The following is a 16290-nucleotide window of genomic DNA, read 5'->3' on the forward strand; positions in this document are numbered from 1 at the left end:
GCCCACGAGGAAGACTGGGAGGCGCGCCTGCGTCCCACGCCGACGGCCGCCCGTGTCCGCGCGACGCTGGCGAGCGAGGGCGCGGAGGGCGTCATGGCGAGGTGGGGAGGCCGACGGCCGTCGGAGCTGCTCCGCGCGGCCGCCCGGATCCGGAAGAGGCCTACTCGCTTGGCAGGGGCGGCGGCGTCTGTGGCTCCGAATACCGGCGCGTGACCGTGCACACCGTGTAGTCGGCGTTTGCCTGGAAGGTTATCCCCATGCCGAGGTAGGCACCAACCAAGGTATTGAGGGACGCTAGACTGCATCGCCTGGCCTCGACCGCGATCATGGTCTTCGGGCTCACGCCGGCTCGTCGGCCGATCTGGTCCTGGTTCATGCCTAGGATCGCCCGAGCCGCCTTGAGCTGGTCGACCGACGGGTTGGCGGAATTGTCTCGAAATACGGCGTTCGGGGCGGTCAGGTCATTCGTGGTCATGGCGCTGTCACCGGATCATTCAGACGACGACGGCGCTTGAGCGGCGCCGGCGGATACCCCTCCGGCACCCGCACCGCGCTCATTGCAGATTCGATGCTTCTACGCTACCGTTCTCCTGCCCCAAGAAGGGCCACCCACCGCGGCGCTCGAACGCCGCGATGGGTGAGGCAGCACACCGGAGTTCACCCGATGTCCCACCCGTCCGACCACGATACCACGCCCGCGAACGATCCGCTGTCCCCCAAGGACGCCAGTGCCAACGCCATCCTCGACCGCCTGGACGAGGCCGCCTTCTACGCCACGATCGCCGCGATGACGGCCGACGATCCCTACGCGGCGCAGCGCATGATGCTGGAGCGGAACGTGGAGCCGATCTACTACCCGCCCCTGCGCGAGCAGGCCTTCGCCTCCATCAAGCGCAGGATCGCGGACGTCGCCGCCGCGGCCGCGGCGGAGCTGCCCACCGGACCCGACGCTCCCGGCGGAGAGCGCGACCAGGCCCGCCAGGCATCCTTCCGCGCCAACCCGGGCTGGCACCTGCCGGGCGCCGAGCCGGCCCCGGTGCAGCAGCTGAAGCCCGACGGCATCGACTACGTGCTGCTCGACGGCCTGGTCTACCCGTGGACCTACGCCAGCCGGTCGTACGTGACGAGCGACCTCGGTGAGCTGGTCGCCTTCGCCGAGCGCGAGGGCTACGGCCGCGGGATCCTCGTCGGCGCCCCCGAGCTCAAGGCCGACCTGGAGGGTATCGACTGGCTCCCGCCGGGGTTCATCCTCGCGACGGTCGACATGGCGTTCTTCGACCTCGGCCGGCGCGCCTGACCGCCAGCGCCAGGACATCCTCCCCGGGGCCTAGGCCTCGGGGATCCACGAGGGGGCCGGGCGACCGGCCCCCTTTTTCGTGCCCGAATTCCCGGTGCAGCGAAAATGTCCCCAACCTCGATTGGGTATCATTCAGGGCATCGACCGGCCTGGCGCCGGTAGCGGACACCATCGTGGAGCAGGCCTCCGCCGGGCAGGACGAAGAGCTCGGTGTCGTAGGGGACGGGCCGGCCTCCGTTGCCGTAGCAGCGGCGGGAGGACAGGCGCCCGGCGGCGAGCCGGACGCCGTGGCACTCCAGGCTGTCGATGCCGACGACGCCCCCGGGCTCGACGACGATCGCTGTCACGTCCCGCCCCACCGGGCAGTAGAGGCCGGGCGCCGGGATGGGATCGGCCGCGGCCGGTGTGGCGAGCAGCAGGCTGAGGATGAGGGCGCGCACGGTCAGATCTCCACGACGAGGGACGGGTCGAAGTCGGGGTTCTCGCCGCGGCGTCCCCTGGGGTTGGCCAGGATCCGGGTCCGCCCGACCTGGTAGTCCGAGCTCCGGTGGATGTGCCCGTGGACCCACAGGTCGGGCGCGTCGGGGCCTTCGAGGACGCGCGTCAGGTCCGAGGCGTAGGCCGCGTCGATCGAGAGCAACGGGCCCTGGCGGCCGAGGCTGGCGGGATGAGGGGCGTGGTGCGTGACGACGACGGTCGGGCCATCCCACGGCTCCGCCAGCGCCCGCTCGATCCGGCCGAGCTGGGCCACGTGCAGCGCGGCGGCCGCGCTCGGGCCGAACGGGGTCGTCTCGCCGGTCCGCGTGCGAACCTTGATCTTGCGGTGGTCGCGCATGCCGGCGCTCCGGTCTCCGCAGGCCGCCATCGTCGTGGTCCGCCAGGCCTCGCCGAGGAGCGCGTAGTCGGTCCAGAGCGTGGCCCCGATGATGCGGACGCCCTCGATGGCGAGGACCTCCCCGACGGCGAGGAGGTGGATCCCGGCCTCCGCGGCCGCGACCCGCCCGCGGTCGAGCTCGCTCTGCCAGCGGACGCCGTAGAGGTCATGGTTGCCCGGGACGTAGACGACGTGCCGGGCGTAGGGGACGACGCACGCCGCGAGCCACGGCAGGGACCGCTTGGTCAGGCCGTCGGCGACGTCGCCGGCGATCACGGCCACGTCGCAGGCCGGGACCGTAGGGCCTTCCCAGGCGTCGGCGTCGTCGTGGATGTCGGACACGATCCAGAGGCGGGTCATCGCGGGTTCCCCTGGTTGGCCTTGACGGCGTGGAAGTCGCAGCAGGTCTTGGCCCACCCTCCGGAGCGGAGAGAGCCGGGTGCCCCGCAGTATTCGCATGTGAAAGCCGACAGGTGTTCGATGCAGTCCACCACGAGGATGGTCGCCTGCTTCTGCGCGATGGTGCCCTTGCTGGACCAATACCACCGCGCCTGCGCAAACTTCTCCTTCGTCTGCTCCGTCCGGAAGGCGACGACGCCGGTCTCGGCGACGAGTTCGGCGCCGGCCTCCCAGAGCCATCGCCAGCCGCCCCAGGAATTGGGGCCGCCCGGATCGAACGTGGCGGGATGGCGAGCCGTCAGGTCCTCCCGCCAGGACCTGGGAACGACGGCCCGGCCCTCGCGCCAGCGGCAAGCCAGGACGCGCGCCAGGACCCCGCAAAGCTCTTGGGTCAGAGGGGCCGTCTTGATGATGCGGCGGTCCCATCGCTGCGCCGGCGAGCCGCCGGTCCACTGGACGAGGGGACCGTGCGCGCTGGGGACGACGCCGGTGACGACGATCGGCACGTGACCGTCGTGCTGGCCACAGGCCCTGTTCGCGATGTCGGTGAACTCGTCGATGATCATGGTGGTCTCCTCAGGAATGGGGATGGGACGGGGGGCCGCGCGCCGATTTCACGGCCTGTCCCCGCGCGTCCCGGGCAGGGCGTCGACGAGGCGGACGACGCCCTGGACGAGGCTGTCGACATCGCAGGGCCCGAGGCGGCCGAGGGCCTGCGCGCGCCGAGCGAGGTTGAGGACGGACAGGCCGGAGAACTCCGCCTCCGAGCGGAGGTCGCCCGTCTCGCGGCGGGCGCGCAGGCGCAGGATCGCCTCGTCGAGGGAGGGGGTCGGGGCGGTATTCGGGCAGGCGTTGGGCATGGGAGGCATCCTTCAGGGGGTAGGGTCTAGTGGCGGGGAGCAGAGCGATCCCGGCCCGTGAGCAGGGTCTCGACGAGGCGGCGCAGGGGGCGGATCGAGCCGCCCTTCCAATGGCGGGACAGGAGGTCGAGCTCGTCCGGCTCCAGGTCCGGCATCCAGCCCTGGGACAGGCCGCGCTCGTCCCGGATCTCGGACACGAGCGTGGCCGCCACGACGGGCAGGTCCTGGCGCCGGGGCAGCGGCATGCGCATGATCCGGAACCGGTCGCGAAGGGGTCCGCTCACGCCGTCTAGGTCGTTCGCGGTCGCGACGTACGTCACGGCCGACAGGTCGAGCGGGCACTCGACGTAGGGGTCGAAGATCCGCTTCGAGCTCTCCCGCTCCAGGAACGGCAGGATCGCCTCGTCGAACCGGCCGTTGCGCCGGTCGTTCGTCCCCTTCTCGATCTCGTCGCAGCAGATGAACGCCGAGCCCGTCGCCATCTGTTGTAGTATTTGCGCAACAACCGAAGGTCTGGCGGATCCCCACTGGCGATTTGTACCGACGAAACTTCCATCGAAAGTTGCATTCACCGAGTAGAGGCGGAACGGCAGCCCGAGCTGCTCGGCGAGCCACCGTGCCAGGGAGGTCTTCCCGGAGCCGGGGCCGCCGACGAGCAGCGTCGGCCGGAGCCAGGCGTACGGGGCGCCGACGAGGTCCTGCGCGATCGTCTCCAGCAGCTCGCGCATCCACGGCGCCCGGGCGACGCCTGCCTCGACGAGGGCGTGCGGATCCGGCGCCGGCGCGAGCGGGAGATCCCGCTCGGCGACGGTCTCCATGAAGGCACGCGGCCCGTCACCCCGGTCCGTCGCGGTCTGGGTGGTCTTCGGCAAGTGCTTGGCGCTGGGGAACACCCGCAGCGTCGCCGCCTTCGGGGCGGCCGCCTTCCGCTCGTCCGGCCAGACGATGTCCGCCAGGCCGTCCGAGATCTCGGACAAGGGCGGGCCCTCGTCCCACACGCCCGCCCCGCCCCGGAGGATCGCGTCCTCGTCCTCGATGGCGCGCAGGGCGTCGCTCGCGACCAGCAGCTGCTTCACCAGGAGGTGGGCCAGCTGGTCATGCGCCGAGAGCCTCGACGGTATCGGTTCCGGGACGTAGCCCGCCTCGTCGATCTCCTCGGTCGCGTCCCCGGCGTAGAGGAACGCGGCCCTCAGCGTCAGCCACACCTTGGCAGGCGACCCTGACCGCAGGGCCGCGTGGCACCAGTGGAGCGCGATCGCGGCGCAGCAGGCAGCCGCCTTCGCGGATCCGAGCGCCGCCTGGGCGAAGAGGAGCTCGTCTGCCAGAACGAGGCAGGCGGACGACACCGCCTCGGGCGTGTTCCGGCCATTGGCGTGACCGCGCAGCGCGCTGTCAACGCGGCCGAGGTTCGCGATCGTCGTCCTCGCCTGCGCCCGCGTCAGCGTGTCGACGAGCCGCGGCGGCAGGCCGGGGATGGAGGACAGGAAGCGCGCCATCCGCACCCGGGCGTCGTCGATGGCGCTGTAGTTCACCTTCTCGCCGCCGTGCGTCAGCTGGCCGAGGTCGACCGGCGTTTCCGGCTGAAGGGGTCCGGTCAGGAACACGGGGTTGAGGAGGGTCGCGCGGGTGGCCGTGACGGCGAGCGCGTGGACGTGCTGGGGGCTGTTCTTCTCGTCGTCGGACATCGGACATCTCGCTGGAAACGGGGGGCGCGCAGGCGGTCCCGAGCCGGTGGGCTCGGGTCAGGCGGCGGTCCGTTTCGAGCGGGTCTGGGTCACGGCGGCGTTCTCGCTGGTTGATGCACTCCATGTGCACTACAGGGATTCACGGTGCAACTGTCAGCCGCGAGCCTGGTTACCTCATCCACAACGCGATGGCTCAGATCAGGTGGAACACGTCGTCGACCTTCTGGTCCTCTTCCTCACGCATGAGGTCGTCGATGGTCGGGCGGCCCTGGTTGTAGACGGTCAGGCGCATGTCGATGCCGAGGACGTGGAGGCACCGCAGGACCCGGTGGAGCGACGGCTCGAAGCTGTCGCCCCGCTCGAAGCGGCTGAGCCACTCGACCGACACCTCGGCCTGGGCGGCGAGCTGGCGCTGCGAGAGCCGGCGGTGGCGGCGGGCGGTGGCGAGCTGCTCGCCGAGGGTGAAGATGTCCATGCCGAGGAGCCTACCGCGGGGGCATGCAAGGGACGATGCGGCTGCCTCGGCGAGGGGCTGCTGCGCCATCCCGAGCGAACGGGCAACCCCGGTTTTGATCGAATCGGCACGGTTGGTACGCTCGATTTCAGGGCACGCTCGAAGGGGGAAGCAGGGTGAAGACGACGACGATCTCGCGGGGCGGTCAGCCCATCCCCGCCGCCTACGCCTCCATGGATCCCGGGCTCCGGGCCCGCTGCCACGCGCGGTTCCCCAACGCACCCTGGTTCGCCCCCATCCCCGAGCCGGCCCCGGCGCCCGAGCCGTCCTCGGCGCCATGGGTCCTCATCCACGACGTGCTGGCGCAGGGCACCGCCGACGGCCTCGACCTGCGCCAGCTCGCGGGCGGGGTGTACGCGGTCATGGCGGCGCATGGGCTTCTGGCGGGGGGGCGGGCGTGAGCTTCGTGCCGCTGAAGCCCAAGATCTACTTGATCTCGCACGGGCAGGTCCTCTTCAGGCCGATCGAGGAGCGCGTCACCACACGCCGCCGTCGCCGGCGTCTCCGGGGCAAGCGGAAGGCGGGCATCCTGCGGCCGTACATGTCGTGGGACTACATCGGCGACACGCCAGGCTTCACGCTCTCCTTCGCCATTCCTAGGCGCCCCGCCTGATGCTGACGCTCACGGTCTCGATGCTGTCCCTTGCCCTGGTCACCTCGGTCGTCGTCCTCGTCGGGATCCTCTCCCGCCTGGACCGCCCGCAGGGAGGGGTGCCCGCGAGCGCCCAAGGCCCGGATTTCAGGGGGCGGGCGGAACGCCTCCGGGAAGTATTCGAAATCCGCTCTACAGGTAACGCCGAAATGGCGGAAGGTAACGCCCAAAAAAGTGCTGAGAAGCGCACGAGCTCGTGCGCTGACGTGCCGAGCTCATGCTGAGGGAGGGAACGATGCAGATCAGGGACCTGGGTGACGAGGCGATCGACGAGATCCTCGCGGAGGCGATCGACGGGATGGACCGGCGGACGGGCAAGGCCTGGCGCCTGGAGCTCAACGGGGAGCACGGCGACCTGAGCATGTCCTGCGGGGGCAAGCACGTGACGACGGCGAACGTCCGGCCGCACATCGCCCCCCAGGACGACCGCGTGCCGGAGGCCATCCGCTTCCGGTCCGCCCTGCGCCGGCTGGTGCTGGAGGCGACCCAGGCGGTGACGCCGGTCCTGGGCGCGGCCGACATCCCGTCGGCGCTGGCCCGGACGTTCAGCGCGATCGCCGCCCTCGACGCCCTGAAGGCGAAGGTCGGCGCCAACGAGGCCATCCCCCTCGGGCACGACCTCCACCGGATCCTCGACCACCTCACCGGGAACGACCACAGCGGCTGTTCGACCGCGTCCTCGGTGTCGGACTTCGGCCGGGTGGTCGAACTCGGGGCTGGCGAGACCCACACCCTGACCAAGGGCTTCCTGATCACCCACGCAGACGGCTCGCAGCGCGTCCGGACCCCGGAGGGCATGGCCGAGCCCAAGCGCGCCGTCCCCCTGCAGGCCGACATCGACGCGGTGCGGGACGCCCTGCAGGAGGCCGAGGCCTGCACGGATCTCGACGATGGTCAGGGGCAGGGTCACATCCGGGACCTGCGGGACACCCTGGACAGCCTGCTGGCCGACCAGCGCCGGGTGGCATGACCGACGTCGGGAGGGACTGATGCCGCGCCTACTGGATGACGTCTTCGAGGAGCGGTACGCGGCGGTCATCGTCTGCGACGAGCCGCCCGTGAACGGACAGCTGGACGCCTTCGCCTACGGCCCCGAGCAGGACTGCCCGTTCTGCGAGGAGCCGGGCTGCCGGGCCTGGGAGTTCTACGAGGGGGTCGTAGGCGTGGAGCATCGCCGGCCCGAGTTCGAGGAGCACGCCGCCATCCGCATGGTCGGCGACTGCCGGGGCGGCCACGACGACGAGCCACGGGATGCGGCCGGCGGCCTGATGCGGCCCTGAGGATTTCGCCAAATCGACGCGTCCAGGGATCGACTCACGCGCCGATTTGTTCTCTATCCGTTCTCATGGACGAGGCGATGGAGACGGCCGTGGACGAGCTGGAGCAGACCTACCTGGAGGCCTCGGACGGCGACGCCCGGGACGCCCTGAGGCGCGCCCTCGGGGATGCCCTGACCGAGCTGGCGGCCGTGTCGAGCCAGGTCTCCAGAGGCTTCGTGCGGGCGCAGCGGCCGGCGGACCTGGCGAGGAAGCTGGGGCCCGAGCGCCGGGCCCGGGAGGCCTCGCGGTAGGGCCGATCCGCAGGGGACGGTTAACCGGGCGGGTGGCATCATGGCCGGATGTCCGAGCCTTCGACCCCTCTCGATCCCGTGGTCTTCCTCGTCCGCCGGTACGACCCGGAGGACGCCCCTGACGCGCGGATCGAGTTCGCCCCGTTGCCCGTCGAGGAGTTCCTCAAGCACGAGATATTCCTGAAGGCCGAGATGAGCGGCCAGAACCGACGGCGGATCCGCGAGGAGGCCAGCGAGGTCCACACGATCCGCGTGGACACCGACCCCGTCATCGGCCTGCACGTGCGGTTCAAACCCGGCGCCGACGGCCTCCCGGTGCACCTGACGCATCTCGCCAAGCGAGAGCCCCAGGTGTGCCGAGGGCTCTCGATCTTCGCCAACACCGAGTACCGGATCGACAAGGATTGGCGCAGGGAGCGCGCGGTCACGCGTGTGCTGGATGTCTATGGGATCCCTCCGATCCCCGAGGACCCTATACCGGAGGACGACGAGATGGCCCTGGCGTCCCTCGCCCCGGAAAGCCCGACGCCGAAGCCCCCCTCGCTGTTTACGACGCCGCCGAAGAAGCGCCCTCGCAAGTACAGGCCGAAGCCGCCAGACCCCGAGTGAGCCCGGGGATCGATGCGATTGCATAGATCGAGGCGAACCCGCCCGGATCTATGCAATCGCATCGATCGCGGCGACGTCCTCGGCCGGGGGCGCGTCGGCCCAGTCCGCCCGGATCTCGGCCGCCCGGCGCTCCATGTCCTCAGCGATCCTGATCGCGATGCGCTTGAGCGGCTCGATCAGGACCATGGGGACCGCGCGCTCCCCTGAGACCCATGCCGAGATCTGGGACTGACGGACCTTCCGGCCCGCCTCCAGCGACAGGGCCGCCGCGAGGTCGGTCTGCCAGCGCGGGCCGAACGCCCGCTCACCGAGCGTGACGACGCCGCGGCGGATGGCGACCTGGTCGGATGTCAGGCCGCTGAGGTCGACCCGGGCCTCGCGGCGGGGCTTCGGGGGAACGACGAGCATGGGGGTCTCCTGTGTGGGGGGCGAGTGTGCGGGGCTGCCCCGGGGCGGGCTAGGCCTGGGGATCGGGAGCGATGCCGGCGAGGCGGTCGGACGTCGTCGTGCTGCCCGCGGCGATCGCGTCGTCGTACGTCCGGGCGTGCCAAATCGGGTCCTCTGTCTGCTGCTGGAAAACCCACCGCAGGAACCGCGTCCCGAACTCGGCGCCTTCCAGGTCGGTGACGGCAAGGCAGGTCGCCGCGACGAGGGCCGGGGACGCCCGCTCCAGGAGGGGCCACACGAGCTCGTAGTAGAAATCCCCGGCCTTGGCGCACTTGATGTACACGCCGGCGACGTGGACCGCCTCCTCGGCCAGGGGGATGCGCAGGCGGGCCTCGAAGGTGGTCGGCCCGTTGATGCCGCCGTCGGCATAGGGCGGCCGGGCCATCGTCGCGAGCGTGGACGTGAGGGTGTGGGGCACGGGGCGGATGCTGCGGATGGAGGCCATGGCGTCGTCCTGGTGATGGCGATGGAGCGCTCGGCTGAGGCCCGTGCGAGGCCGGCGTGATCCGCGATGCGCGGCGCCGGCCACGAGGCAGGCGTCAGCCGCGGTAGTTCTCGTAGCGCCGGCGCAGGTCGTTGATGCCGAGCGTCTCGGCTCCGCGGCGGAAGGCAGCCTCGTCGGCCTCGGCGGCGAGGTCGGTCCGCGCAAGGCGCGGCGACGTCCAATCCAGCACCTCACCGAGGTCGTCCAGCTCCGAGCCAAGCGCGAGCAGGCTTGCGCGGAACGTCGGGAAGGCCTCGCGGAACAGGGCGTCGGCCATCTCGATGTCGACCTCGCGCTGCGGCTCGCCCTCATGCCAGTCCATGTGGCTCGTCGCCCGACGGGCGGCGGCCTCCACGTCGACCTCGTTCAGCAGCACCCGTAGGCCGAACAGGGACGCCGCCACGTCGTTGCGCAGGAGATGCAGGACGACCCCATCCGCGAGGTCGATGTCCACGCAGGGCGCGCCGGCGGTCACGAGGTCCTTGGCTTCCGCCCGGGTCAGCAGCCGGTGGTGCTGCATGAACGGCTTCACCGTCTTGAGGCTGGCCTTCGTGCGCATGGCCGATGCGGATGCGACCTGCAGCAGGGCGAAGGTGGTTGCGTCCACACCGTAGGCACCGTCGGCCGACGAGCAGGTGTCGATTACGGCCTGCAGGAAGGCGGTCAGGATGCCCTTGGCCTGCGCGTCGATCGACAGGCGCACGTAGCCACGGGCGGCCAGGAGCGACTGGAACTCGGGATCGGCGATGCTGCCGCCGGCGACAGTGGAGATGAGGAGGTCGGGATGGGCCTTCATGGTGGCGGTCCTTGGTGCGGAGGGTGGGTCGCTCGGTTCTGAGGCCCGTGCGATCCTCCCTGGTCCCCGCCGAGCGGGAGGGAGGATCGAGGCAGGCATCAGCTGACGACGCGGAGCTTGCCGGTGAGATGGACGAGATCCCTCATCCCGCGGGCCAGCTCGGAGAGGGCGAACTCGCGGCTCGCCAACGGGATGGTCAGGAGCTTCATGCCCTTGGGGAGCGTGCTGGGCAGCGCCTCGGCGACCCAGAGGCCGTCCCTGTCCCGGGTCACCCTCACGAGGTAGATCCGCTCGGGGTCAGGGTCGTGGTGGTAGGGGGTCGAAGCCATCAGGCCTCGTCCCCCGCCTCGGCGGCCTCGATGGCCTCGGCGATCTCGGTCCAGTAGGCGAGCTCCTCCCGGCAGGTGGCCTCGATGCCCTCGGCGACGTCGATCCAGAAGGCCTGGTCCCGGGTGGTGGTGGCGGTGTCGGTGGAGGGGTGGGTCATGGCCTGGTTCCCGTGCCGGAGGAGACTGCCTCGCTCCATTGATGGTTAGATTACCACCAGGTTTACCAAGCGCAAGGGCTGGTGGTTAAAAAACACCAGAAAGTTCGGGTGGGGTGCGTAGGCTGGAGAGGACGACGCCGGGTTTGGGGCTGACAACCGCGCGTGAGACCGTCGGATCGTGACCATCCAGGACGGGGCTTCGAGCCCGGATCCCGCGTCGCCGACCACCCCGCCGGACCTCGTCCGAGCGGGGTAAAACGCATTATCGGTTCCGGTTTCGGTTCCGGTAGCCCGTCCGAGCGAGGCTCAAGAGGGGCTCTGGGAGGCATTTCCCTAGGGGAATAGTGGTGGGCCCGGCAGGACTCGAACCTGCAACCAGACCGTTATGAGCGGGTCCGCGCTACGTCAATCCGTAGAGGGGAACAGAGGGAAAATGGTCTCCGGGATGCGTCCTCATCCCCCTTTGTTCACGGTCATTCTGTTCCCCTCCAGTACCCCTAGAACGGATGGGGTCACGCCGCCCGGCGGGTGAAGGCGTCCTCGATGTCGAGGGTCTCGACCGGGCGGCGTCCGCCCTTGTCCAGCGCGCCGGCGGCCTCCTTCTGGAAGTCGGGACGGTGGTGGCCGTACGTGCTCTCCAGGATCTGCACCGTCATCCCGAGGAAGGCGGCCGCCTGCCACAGGTCGACGCCGGCCTGCATCATCCATGTCGCGCAGGTGTGGCGCAGGGAATGCGGCGTGACGTCGGGCCCGAGCCCGGCCGCGGCGACCACGGCGGCAAAGCCTTTGTTCACCTCCGAGACCGGCTTGCCCCGGAACTCGACGACGTACTCGGGCATCGTGCCGTCCTTCCGCGGTGTGCGGGCCCAGCGCCGGATGTGGGCGAGGAGGCGGTTCGGGAGGCGGACCGGGGGCTGCCGCTTCTTCGTCTCGGCCGCGCCGACCTTGCGCCGGTGGAACACGCCCCGCTTCAGGTCGATCCAGCCACGGCCCTCGGCGGGGGCGAACCCCGCGCTGCAGATCGCGGCCGCGCGGGTGCCCGTGTAGATGCCGACGAGCGTGAACCTCGCCAGGTGCCGCGCCGGGCGCTTGGCGGTCTCGATGACCTGGCCCTTGCGGGGGCCGCGGTGGACGGTCTGGCGCTCGGGCATGTGGAGCATGGTCCGCAGGAGGCCGGCGGCCTCGTTCCGCTCCAGGTAGCGGTCCTTCGGGACGCTCTTGGCGGGCAGCGGGATTCGCACGACCTCCCTCATGTGGCCCTCCTTGAGGTAGTGGTTGAGCGCCGCCTGGAGGTCCTCAAGCTCGCGGCGCACGCCGGCGTCCCCGACCGTGCGGGCCTTCTTGCCCGTCGCGTCCGGACGGGCCGACTTCCACGCCTGCTTCTTCCGCCAGTCGCCGTAGGCCCGGACGCTCTTGCCGTCGACGGCGGACACGGCCTTGCCGTCCCACCATGTGCCAAGCTGGATGAGGCGCGCGGCCGTCTTCTCCGGCCGGGCATGCTTGGGTGCCACGTCCTCGCCGTAGACCGTCAGGACGTCCGTCACGAGGATGTCCCGGAGCGGGCGCTCCTTGTCCCGGGCGGGCCGGTACTTAGCCTGGATGTAGTCGCCTAGCGCTTTTTCAGCGCCTGGGCGGTCCTCTGGAGCGCAGCCAGTGACGACGACGATGTCGCCGTCTCTGATCCACCAGACCGACTTCTTCCTAAGCTTGCCGGTGGCCTTGTCCCGTTCCTCGGGCTTGAGCCAGAGCCTGGGGCCTTTTGCGGTGCGCGACACGTCTCTCTCCACTCCATCAACTGCCGCCGGCTCACGAGGATCGCCCGACCGTGCCGCTCGGGGCGCAGGTCGCCTCGGCCGATGGCCGCCCTGAGCATCCCGACGGTCACCGCGGGGAATCCGAGCATCCCCGCGATCTCCGGTGCCCAAACCGCGGTCTCCAGGGTCAGGGGCGCATCGAGGGCGGCGGTCCGCGCGAGCGCGTGGCGCCCCTCAGAGGAGGAGTGCCGCACGTCGACGTCGGCGATGATCGCGTATTCGGTCATGAGGAATCGTGGACGCCTTCGGGGTACAGATCAACGGCGAGCGGCGCAGGTTGAGTGCCTAGGGTTAATGTCGTTGCCCTACCGGTCCCTATGCAGGACCGGCAGGGCCGATCACGCGGCCTGTTGGGCGGCGGCGGAGAGGCGCTGGGCGAAGGTTCGGAACCGGGCGGCATCCGGAGCAAAGCGCTCCGCCGTGATCGCGGACGCCTTCGCAGCGCACCAGGCGGCGAGCGCGACCGGGTCGCACCGCAGCGTGGTGCCGTAGCCTTCGTGGGGGCATCCCTGGAAAACCCAGGCTCGGGGGACCCAATAGGTTTCGCCGAGGATCTCCGCGATCTGCTGCAGCGGCAGCGCCCCGAGCGTCACCGGGTCGATGGGGCCCATGCCGTCGGCGATGACCCGCGCCCTCTCGATGAGGCTCCCCCGCTCCTCGTCCGAGGCGACGTCCGGAAAGTCGGCGGCGACCTCGACGGCGAAACCATCCCCACCGATACGGAGGGCGTGTACGAGCGTCGCCACATGGTCCGGCCAGGCGTCTGAGGCAGTTTGCTCGACGATGATGTCGTTCGTTTCGCTGCGGGTCATGGATCAGTCCTTCCCTGCCAGTTCGGTCCACAAGACGATGAGATGGGCCCGCCCCCAGATCCGGGCGGACGCGCCCGGATCGGTGACCGCCTCGACGGCCCGGGCCGCGGCGGGGCCGTCCCCGGCTAGGAGCGCGTCCGCCAGGGCGTCCACGATCACGGACTCGGCCTGCCAGTTGTACCCGGTCATGGCGTGCCCCCGACGCGTAGGCTGGCGACGTCCGCGCTGAGGGCGAAGCTCCCCCAGGGACTGCGCTCCGTCTCGTCGACGGTGACGAGGAGCCGGGCGCGGACGCGATCCATGACGGCTTCGCGGGTGGTCCTGGGCGCCGGCGGAATGCGTGGGCTCTCCCAAAGGATCTCGACGTCCTGGAAATCGTCATGGAACGCGATGCGGCCGCTGAGCGGGGAGACGCTGAAGTCGTCGCGCTCGACGAGATCGACGCCTCGGGCGGTGACCGCGGCCACCTTCGCGCCGTGGCCGAGGAGATGGACCATCGCGCACCGGACCTCGGGGAGGGACTGGATGCGGACGGAACCGGCGGCATCGTCCGCCGGCTGCAGGGCCATGACCTTGCCGTGAAGGAGCCCGCCCGGGTCGATCAGGCTGCCGTCCCGCACGGCGATGGCGGCGGTCTCGGCGGCGGTCAGCGGGATTTCCTGGCCGTCCTGCAGGCTGAGCGTCATGCCGGTTCCGGCGCCCCTCGACCTCATCGCGATGAGCGGGTTCGGGAGGTCCTCGAACATCCTGAAGATCGGATGAGGGGGCGGGCCGATGCGGTCCCCGCCGGGAGTGAACGTCATCAACCAGGCGTGTTCGATCTGGGCGATCAAGGGGCGGAGGGGAGCCTCGCTGGAGCGGAGATCGACGCCATCGAAGCTGATGGAGAACTCGCCGACGTCACCCAATGGCCGGAACCGGGCCGGCCCTCCCTGCGTGTCGACACCGACCGTGCGGATCATGACCTGGCCTCGGCCGAGCCGATAGACCGGCTCCGTTGCGCGACGTTCCTCGGCCTCCCGCATCCGACGTGCGCGAGCTTCCTCGGCCTCCCGCCTTGCCGCATCCAATTCGGCCTGCACGTCGGCCGGGACGCGGTCCTGTCGGAACGTTCGCCCATCCGGGGCGAGGACGATCTGCGTGATCGGCAGCATGGTCAGATTACTACCGGCCGCCTTGAAGGCGGACACCAGGTGTCGGACCTGCATGGAGGCGTGCTTGCCGGGATCGTGATTGTGCGGGCCCTTAGCGCTGTCGATGTCGTTGTCTGTGATCTGGACCGTCAGGCGTGAGGCGCCCTCGGCGTCGCGGAGGCTCCAGATGGCGTCGTCGGTGAGTTCCTCCCCGCCGCAAAGGTAGGCGTGGTCGCCGTCGCCGACGCAGTGGGACATGGCGGCGCCCTCGCGCTGGAGCGCTTGCCGCGTCATGAGGCGGACCCAGAATCAACCACGGTCCGCCTCGATCCGGTCGACGGTGCCCTTCTCGCCCGCCTTGGGCAGCGCCGCGGCGGTCACTGACGCGTCCCCCTCTCGTCGGCCAGCATCAGCTCGCGGAAGACGTCGTTCGCGATGGCCTCGTTGGAGATGGCGACGTTGTCGACCACGTCCTCCGCCGGCGGGATCACGCGGGTCAACGCGACGGCGCGGATGTCCTCCCTGATCCAGGCGATGGCGTCGGCCCGACTGAGACCCTTCAATGCCGCGATGTCGACTGCGCGACCCAGGTCATGCAGCCCGAGCGGCGCCGTGGCCTGGATGTGGGCGACGACGGCCACGGCCTCCTCAGGGGCGAGCGCGCCGTACGGGCCGACCGGGCGGGACGGGGCGACGGGCTCCGGGGCGACGGGCGCGGCGGGGACGTCCGCCGGTGCGGCCTCCTGCGGCGCCGGCTCGACGACCTGTTCCTCGGCCTGGCGCTGGGCGGCGCCCAGGCCATCCATGCGGCCGCGGCCGGACAGGTTCATCTTGCGCCAGTGCGCGTAGAGCGACGTCGGCGAGATGCCGTAGCGGGCCGCGAGGGGGACGAGGTCGCCCCCCTCGGCATGGTCGCGACGGATGATCGAATCGTCAGGCGCGCGACGATGGATGTGGGGCGTGTGGTCGGGCGTGGTCTCGGACACGGCGGGCACCTCGGCGGGGGGAGTGGGATCGGGAAGGGGAACAGCGACGGGGACGTCCTCCTCGGCCGGAACCTCGGCGGGGGCGACGAGGGCGAGGTCCGGGAACACGGCCTCGATGGCGGCCTGGTCCTGCCCGGAGAGGGCGGCGCGCAGGGCGTCGTCGACCGGGGGAAGCAGGTAGCGTCCGAACTCTGGCTGGGTCGGCACAAGCGCGAGGGCGGTCCGGAGGACTTGCCCGACGGCGAGTTCGTGGGCGTACCGCTGCTCCCGCTCGGCGATGGCGTCGGCGTTCCCGGCGTTGGCGAGTGAGCCGATGCTGGCGGCGCGGCCGCGCTCCTCCGGGGTGATGCAGACGTAGTCGAGGCCGCGACGAGGAAAGAGGCCTTGCGTCACGTTGTGGCCGATTTCGGCGGCCCGCTCGCCGCGTGTCCCCGACCCGAGCACGAACGCGGCCTCCACGCACACGGCGGCGTCCATCTCGGAATACGAACGGCTTTTGACAGCCCGCCGGATCACCTCGCCCTTGGCGGCGCGCCCGGCCTGGGCGAGCGAGCCGAGTGTGCGCTCGTCCATCCAATGCCACCTGCCAGCGGCCGCCTCCATTCCATGGGAGGCCACGAGACACGCCACCTGCGCGGGCGAGGGCCTCATGTAGACGCCTGTGTCGACCGAGCTCACGGGCGGCCTCCCACACGAACGATGCGGCGCTCCAGGCCCAACGCGTTTAGCAGCCGCGGCGAGGCGGGGCGGTTCCCGTTCCGGACGTCGAGCACGTATGCCGCGCTCACACCGAGGCGGCGGGCGACTGCGCTGGCGGACCCCTCGGCGTCAATGGCAAGGCGGAGGATCTCGACGGGGTCCACCGCAACCT

Annotated in this window: 25 protein-coding genes; 8 read left to right on the plus strand and 17 right to left on the minus strand. The window is 70.6% G+C overall.

Annotated elements, in window-relative coordinates:
• Window positions 1–160 precede the first annotated feature (160 nt).
• Window positions 161–475: a helix-turn-helix transcriptional regulator gene (locus tag ASG63_RS19915; RefSeq protein ID WP_056220657.1), complete on the minus strand. Its 315-nt coding sequence runs from the start codon at window positions 473–475 to the stop codon at window positions 161–163.
• 189 nt (window positions 476–664) lie between these two features.
• Between ASG63_RS19915 and ASG63_RS19920 the strand changes: the two genes are divergently transcribed.
• Window positions 665–1297, plus strand: coding sequence for a hypothetical protein (locus ASG63_RS19920; protein ID WP_056220660.1), 633 nt, complete (start codon window positions 665–667; stop codon window positions 1295–1297).
• A 128-nt stretch (window positions 1298–1425) separates the two neighbouring features.
• Here ASG63_RS19920 and ASG63_RS19925 read toward each other — a convergent pair whose 3' ends face one another.
• From ASG63_RS19925 to ASG63_RS25850, 6 genes are all read right to left on the minus strand, one after another.
• A complete protein-coding gene (locus ASG63_RS19925; RefSeq protein WP_056220663.1) occupies window positions 1426–1737 on the minus strand; it encodes a hypothetical protein in 312 nt (103 codons plus the stop codon).
• Window positions 1738–1739: 2 nt separating this feature from the next.
• Window positions 1740–2531, minus strand: coding sequence for a metallophosphoesterase (locus ASG63_RS19930; RefSeq protein WP_056220666.1), 792 nt, complete (start codon window positions 2529–2531; stop codon window positions 1740–1742).
• Window positions 2528–3136, minus strand: a complete 609-nt coding sequence (locus ASG63_RS19935; RefSeq protein ID WP_056220668.1) for a hypothetical protein — start codon at window positions 3134–3136, stop codon at window positions 2528–2530. The genes ASG63_RS19930 and ASG63_RS19935 overlap by 4 nt, the downstream gene beginning before the upstream one ends.
• A gap of 48 nt (window positions 3137–3184) precedes the next feature.
• Window positions 3185–3430, minus strand: coding sequence for a hypothetical protein (locus tag ASG63_RS19940; RefSeq protein ID WP_056220671.1), 246 nt, complete (start codon window positions 3428–3430; stop codon window positions 3185–3187).
• A 26-nt stretch (window positions 3431–3456) separates the two neighbouring features.
• Window positions 3457–5115 carry an AAA family ATPase gene (locus tag ASG63_RS19945; RefSeq protein ID WP_056220675.1) on the minus strand — a complete coding sequence of 553 codons (1659 nt, stop codon included), beginning with the start codon at window positions 5113–5115 and terminating at the stop codon, window positions 3457–3459.
• Window positions 5116–5308: 193 nt separating this feature from the next.
• Window positions 5309–5590, minus strand: coding sequence for a helix-turn-helix domain-containing protein (locus ASG63_RS25850; RefSeq protein WP_056220678.1), 282 nt, complete (start codon window positions 5588–5590; stop codon window positions 5309–5311).
• Between the two features lie 155 nt (window positions 5591–5745).
• On the opposite strand from ASG63_RS25850, the gene ASG63_RS25855 reads away from it, so the two are divergent.
• The 7 genes from ASG63_RS25855 (at window position 5746) to ASG63_RS19980 (ending at window position 8460) form a co-directional block, all read left to right on the plus strand.
• Complete coding sequence (locus ASG63_RS25855) at window positions 5746–6030, plus strand: hypothetical protein (RefSeq protein WP_056220681.1); 285 nt, start codon at window positions 5746–5748, stop codon at window positions 6028–6030.
• Window positions 6027–6242, plus strand: a complete 216-nt coding sequence (locus tag ASG63_RS19960; RefSeq protein ID WP_156394277.1) for a hypothetical protein — start codon at window positions 6027–6029, stop codon at window positions 6240–6242. The genes ASG63_RS25855 and ASG63_RS19960 overlap by 4 nt, the downstream gene beginning before the upstream one ends.
• Window positions 6242–6505 (plus strand): hypothetical protein, encoded by a 264-nt coding sequence (locus tag ASG63_RS25630; protein WP_156394278.1) that lies wholly within the window; start codon window positions 6242–6244, stop codon window positions 6503–6505. Before ASG63_RS19960 ends, ASG63_RS25630 begins: the two co-directional genes overlap by 1 nt.
• An 11-nt stretch (window positions 6506–6516) precedes the next feature.
• On the plus strand, window positions 6517–7251 hold the full coding sequence (locus ASG63_RS19965) for a hypothetical protein (protein ID WP_156394279.1): 735 nt from the start codon (window positions 6517–6519) through the stop codon (window positions 7249–7251).
• A gap of 19 nt (window positions 7252–7270) precedes the next feature.
• Window positions 7271–7561 carry a hypothetical protein gene (locus ASG63_RS19970; protein WP_056220692.1) on the plus strand — a complete coding sequence of 97 codons (291 nt, stop codon included), beginning with the start codon at window positions 7271–7273 and terminating at the stop codon, window positions 7559–7561.
• Between the two features lie 77 nt (window positions 7562–7638).
• Window positions 7639–7851, plus strand: a complete 213-nt coding sequence (locus ASG63_RS19975; RefSeq protein WP_244479985.1) for a hypothetical protein — start codon at window positions 7639–7641, stop codon at window positions 7849–7851.
• A 48-nt stretch (window positions 7852–7899) separates the two neighbouring features.
• Window positions 7900–8460 (plus strand): hypothetical protein, encoded by a 561-nt coding sequence (locus tag ASG63_RS19980; RefSeq protein WP_156394280.1) that lies wholly within the window; start codon window positions 7900–7902, stop codon window positions 8458–8460.
• 48 nt (window positions 8461–8508) lie between these two features.
• On the opposite strand, the gene ASG63_RS19985 is transcribed toward ASG63_RS19980, so the two are convergent.
• The 10 genes from ASG63_RS19985 to ASG63_RS20030 all read right to left on the minus strand — a co-directional run bounded on the left by ASG63_RS19985 (window position 8509) and on the right by ASG63_RS20030 (window position 15992).
• On the minus strand, window positions 8509–8868 hold the full coding sequence (locus ASG63_RS19985) for a hypothetical protein (RefSeq protein ID WP_056220701.1): 360 nt from the start codon (window positions 8866–8868) through the stop codon (window positions 8509–8511).
• A 49-nt stretch (window positions 8869–8917) separates the two neighbouring features.
• Window positions 8918–9352 carry a hypothetical protein gene (locus tag ASG63_RS19990; protein ID WP_056220704.1) on the minus strand — a complete coding sequence of 145 codons (435 nt, stop codon included), beginning with the start codon at window positions 9350–9352 and terminating at the stop codon, window positions 8918–8920.
• Window positions 9353–9446: 94 nt separating this feature from the next.
• Window positions 9447–10187 (minus strand): hypothetical protein, encoded by a 741-nt coding sequence (locus tag ASG63_RS19995; RefSeq protein WP_056220706.1) that lies wholly within the window; start codon window positions 10185–10187, stop codon window positions 9447–9449.
• Between the two features lie 98 nt (window positions 10188–10285).
• A complete protein-coding gene (locus tag ASG63_RS20000) occupies window positions 10286–10516 on the minus strand; it encodes a hypothetical protein (RefSeq protein WP_056220708.1) in 231 nt (76 codons plus the stop codon).
• Entirely contained in the window at window positions 10516–10674 is a 159-nt protein-coding gene (locus tag ASG63_RS25635) for a hypothetical protein (RefSeq protein ID WP_156394281.1), read from the minus strand. The genes ASG63_RS20000 and ASG63_RS25635 overlap by 1 nt, the downstream gene beginning before the upstream one ends.
• A 512-nt stretch (window positions 10675–11186) precedes the next feature.
• Complete coding sequence (locus ASG63_RS20005) at window positions 11187–12449, minus strand: site-specific integrase (RefSeq protein ID WP_244479986.1); 1263 nt, start codon at window positions 12447–12449, stop codon at window positions 11187–11189.
• A gap of 377 nt (window positions 12450–12826) precedes the next feature.
• Window positions 12827–13300: a hypothetical protein gene (locus tag ASG63_RS20015; RefSeq protein WP_056220718.1), complete on the minus strand. Its 474-nt coding sequence runs from the start codon at window positions 13298–13300 to the stop codon at window positions 12827–12829.
• Window positions 13301–13303: 3 nt separating this feature from the next.
• Entirely contained in the window at window positions 13304–13489 is a 186-nt protein-coding gene (locus tag ASG63_RS20020) for a hypothetical protein (RefSeq protein ID WP_056220722.1), read from the minus strand.
• Complete coding sequence (locus tag ASG63_RS20025; RefSeq protein ID WP_056220725.1) at window positions 13486–14727, minus strand: hypothetical protein; 1242 nt, start codon at window positions 14725–14727, stop codon at window positions 13486–13488. Before ASG63_RS20025 ends, ASG63_RS20020 begins: the two co-directional genes overlap by 4 nt.
• Window positions 14728–14810: 83 nt before the next feature.
• The gene (locus ASG63_RS20030) at window positions 14811–15992 is read right to left on the minus strand and encodes a hypothetical protein (RefSeq protein ID WP_056220727.1); all 1182 of its coding nucleotides are present in this window, start codon (window positions 15990–15992) and stop codon (window positions 14811–14813) included.
• Window positions 15993–16290: the final 298 nt, after the last annotated feature.

Source organism: Methylobacterium sp. Leaf94, from assembly GCF_001426045.1.
Classification (GTDB): domain Bacteria; phylum Pseudomonadota; class Alphaproteobacteria; order Rhizobiales; family Beijerinckiaceae; genus Methylobacterium.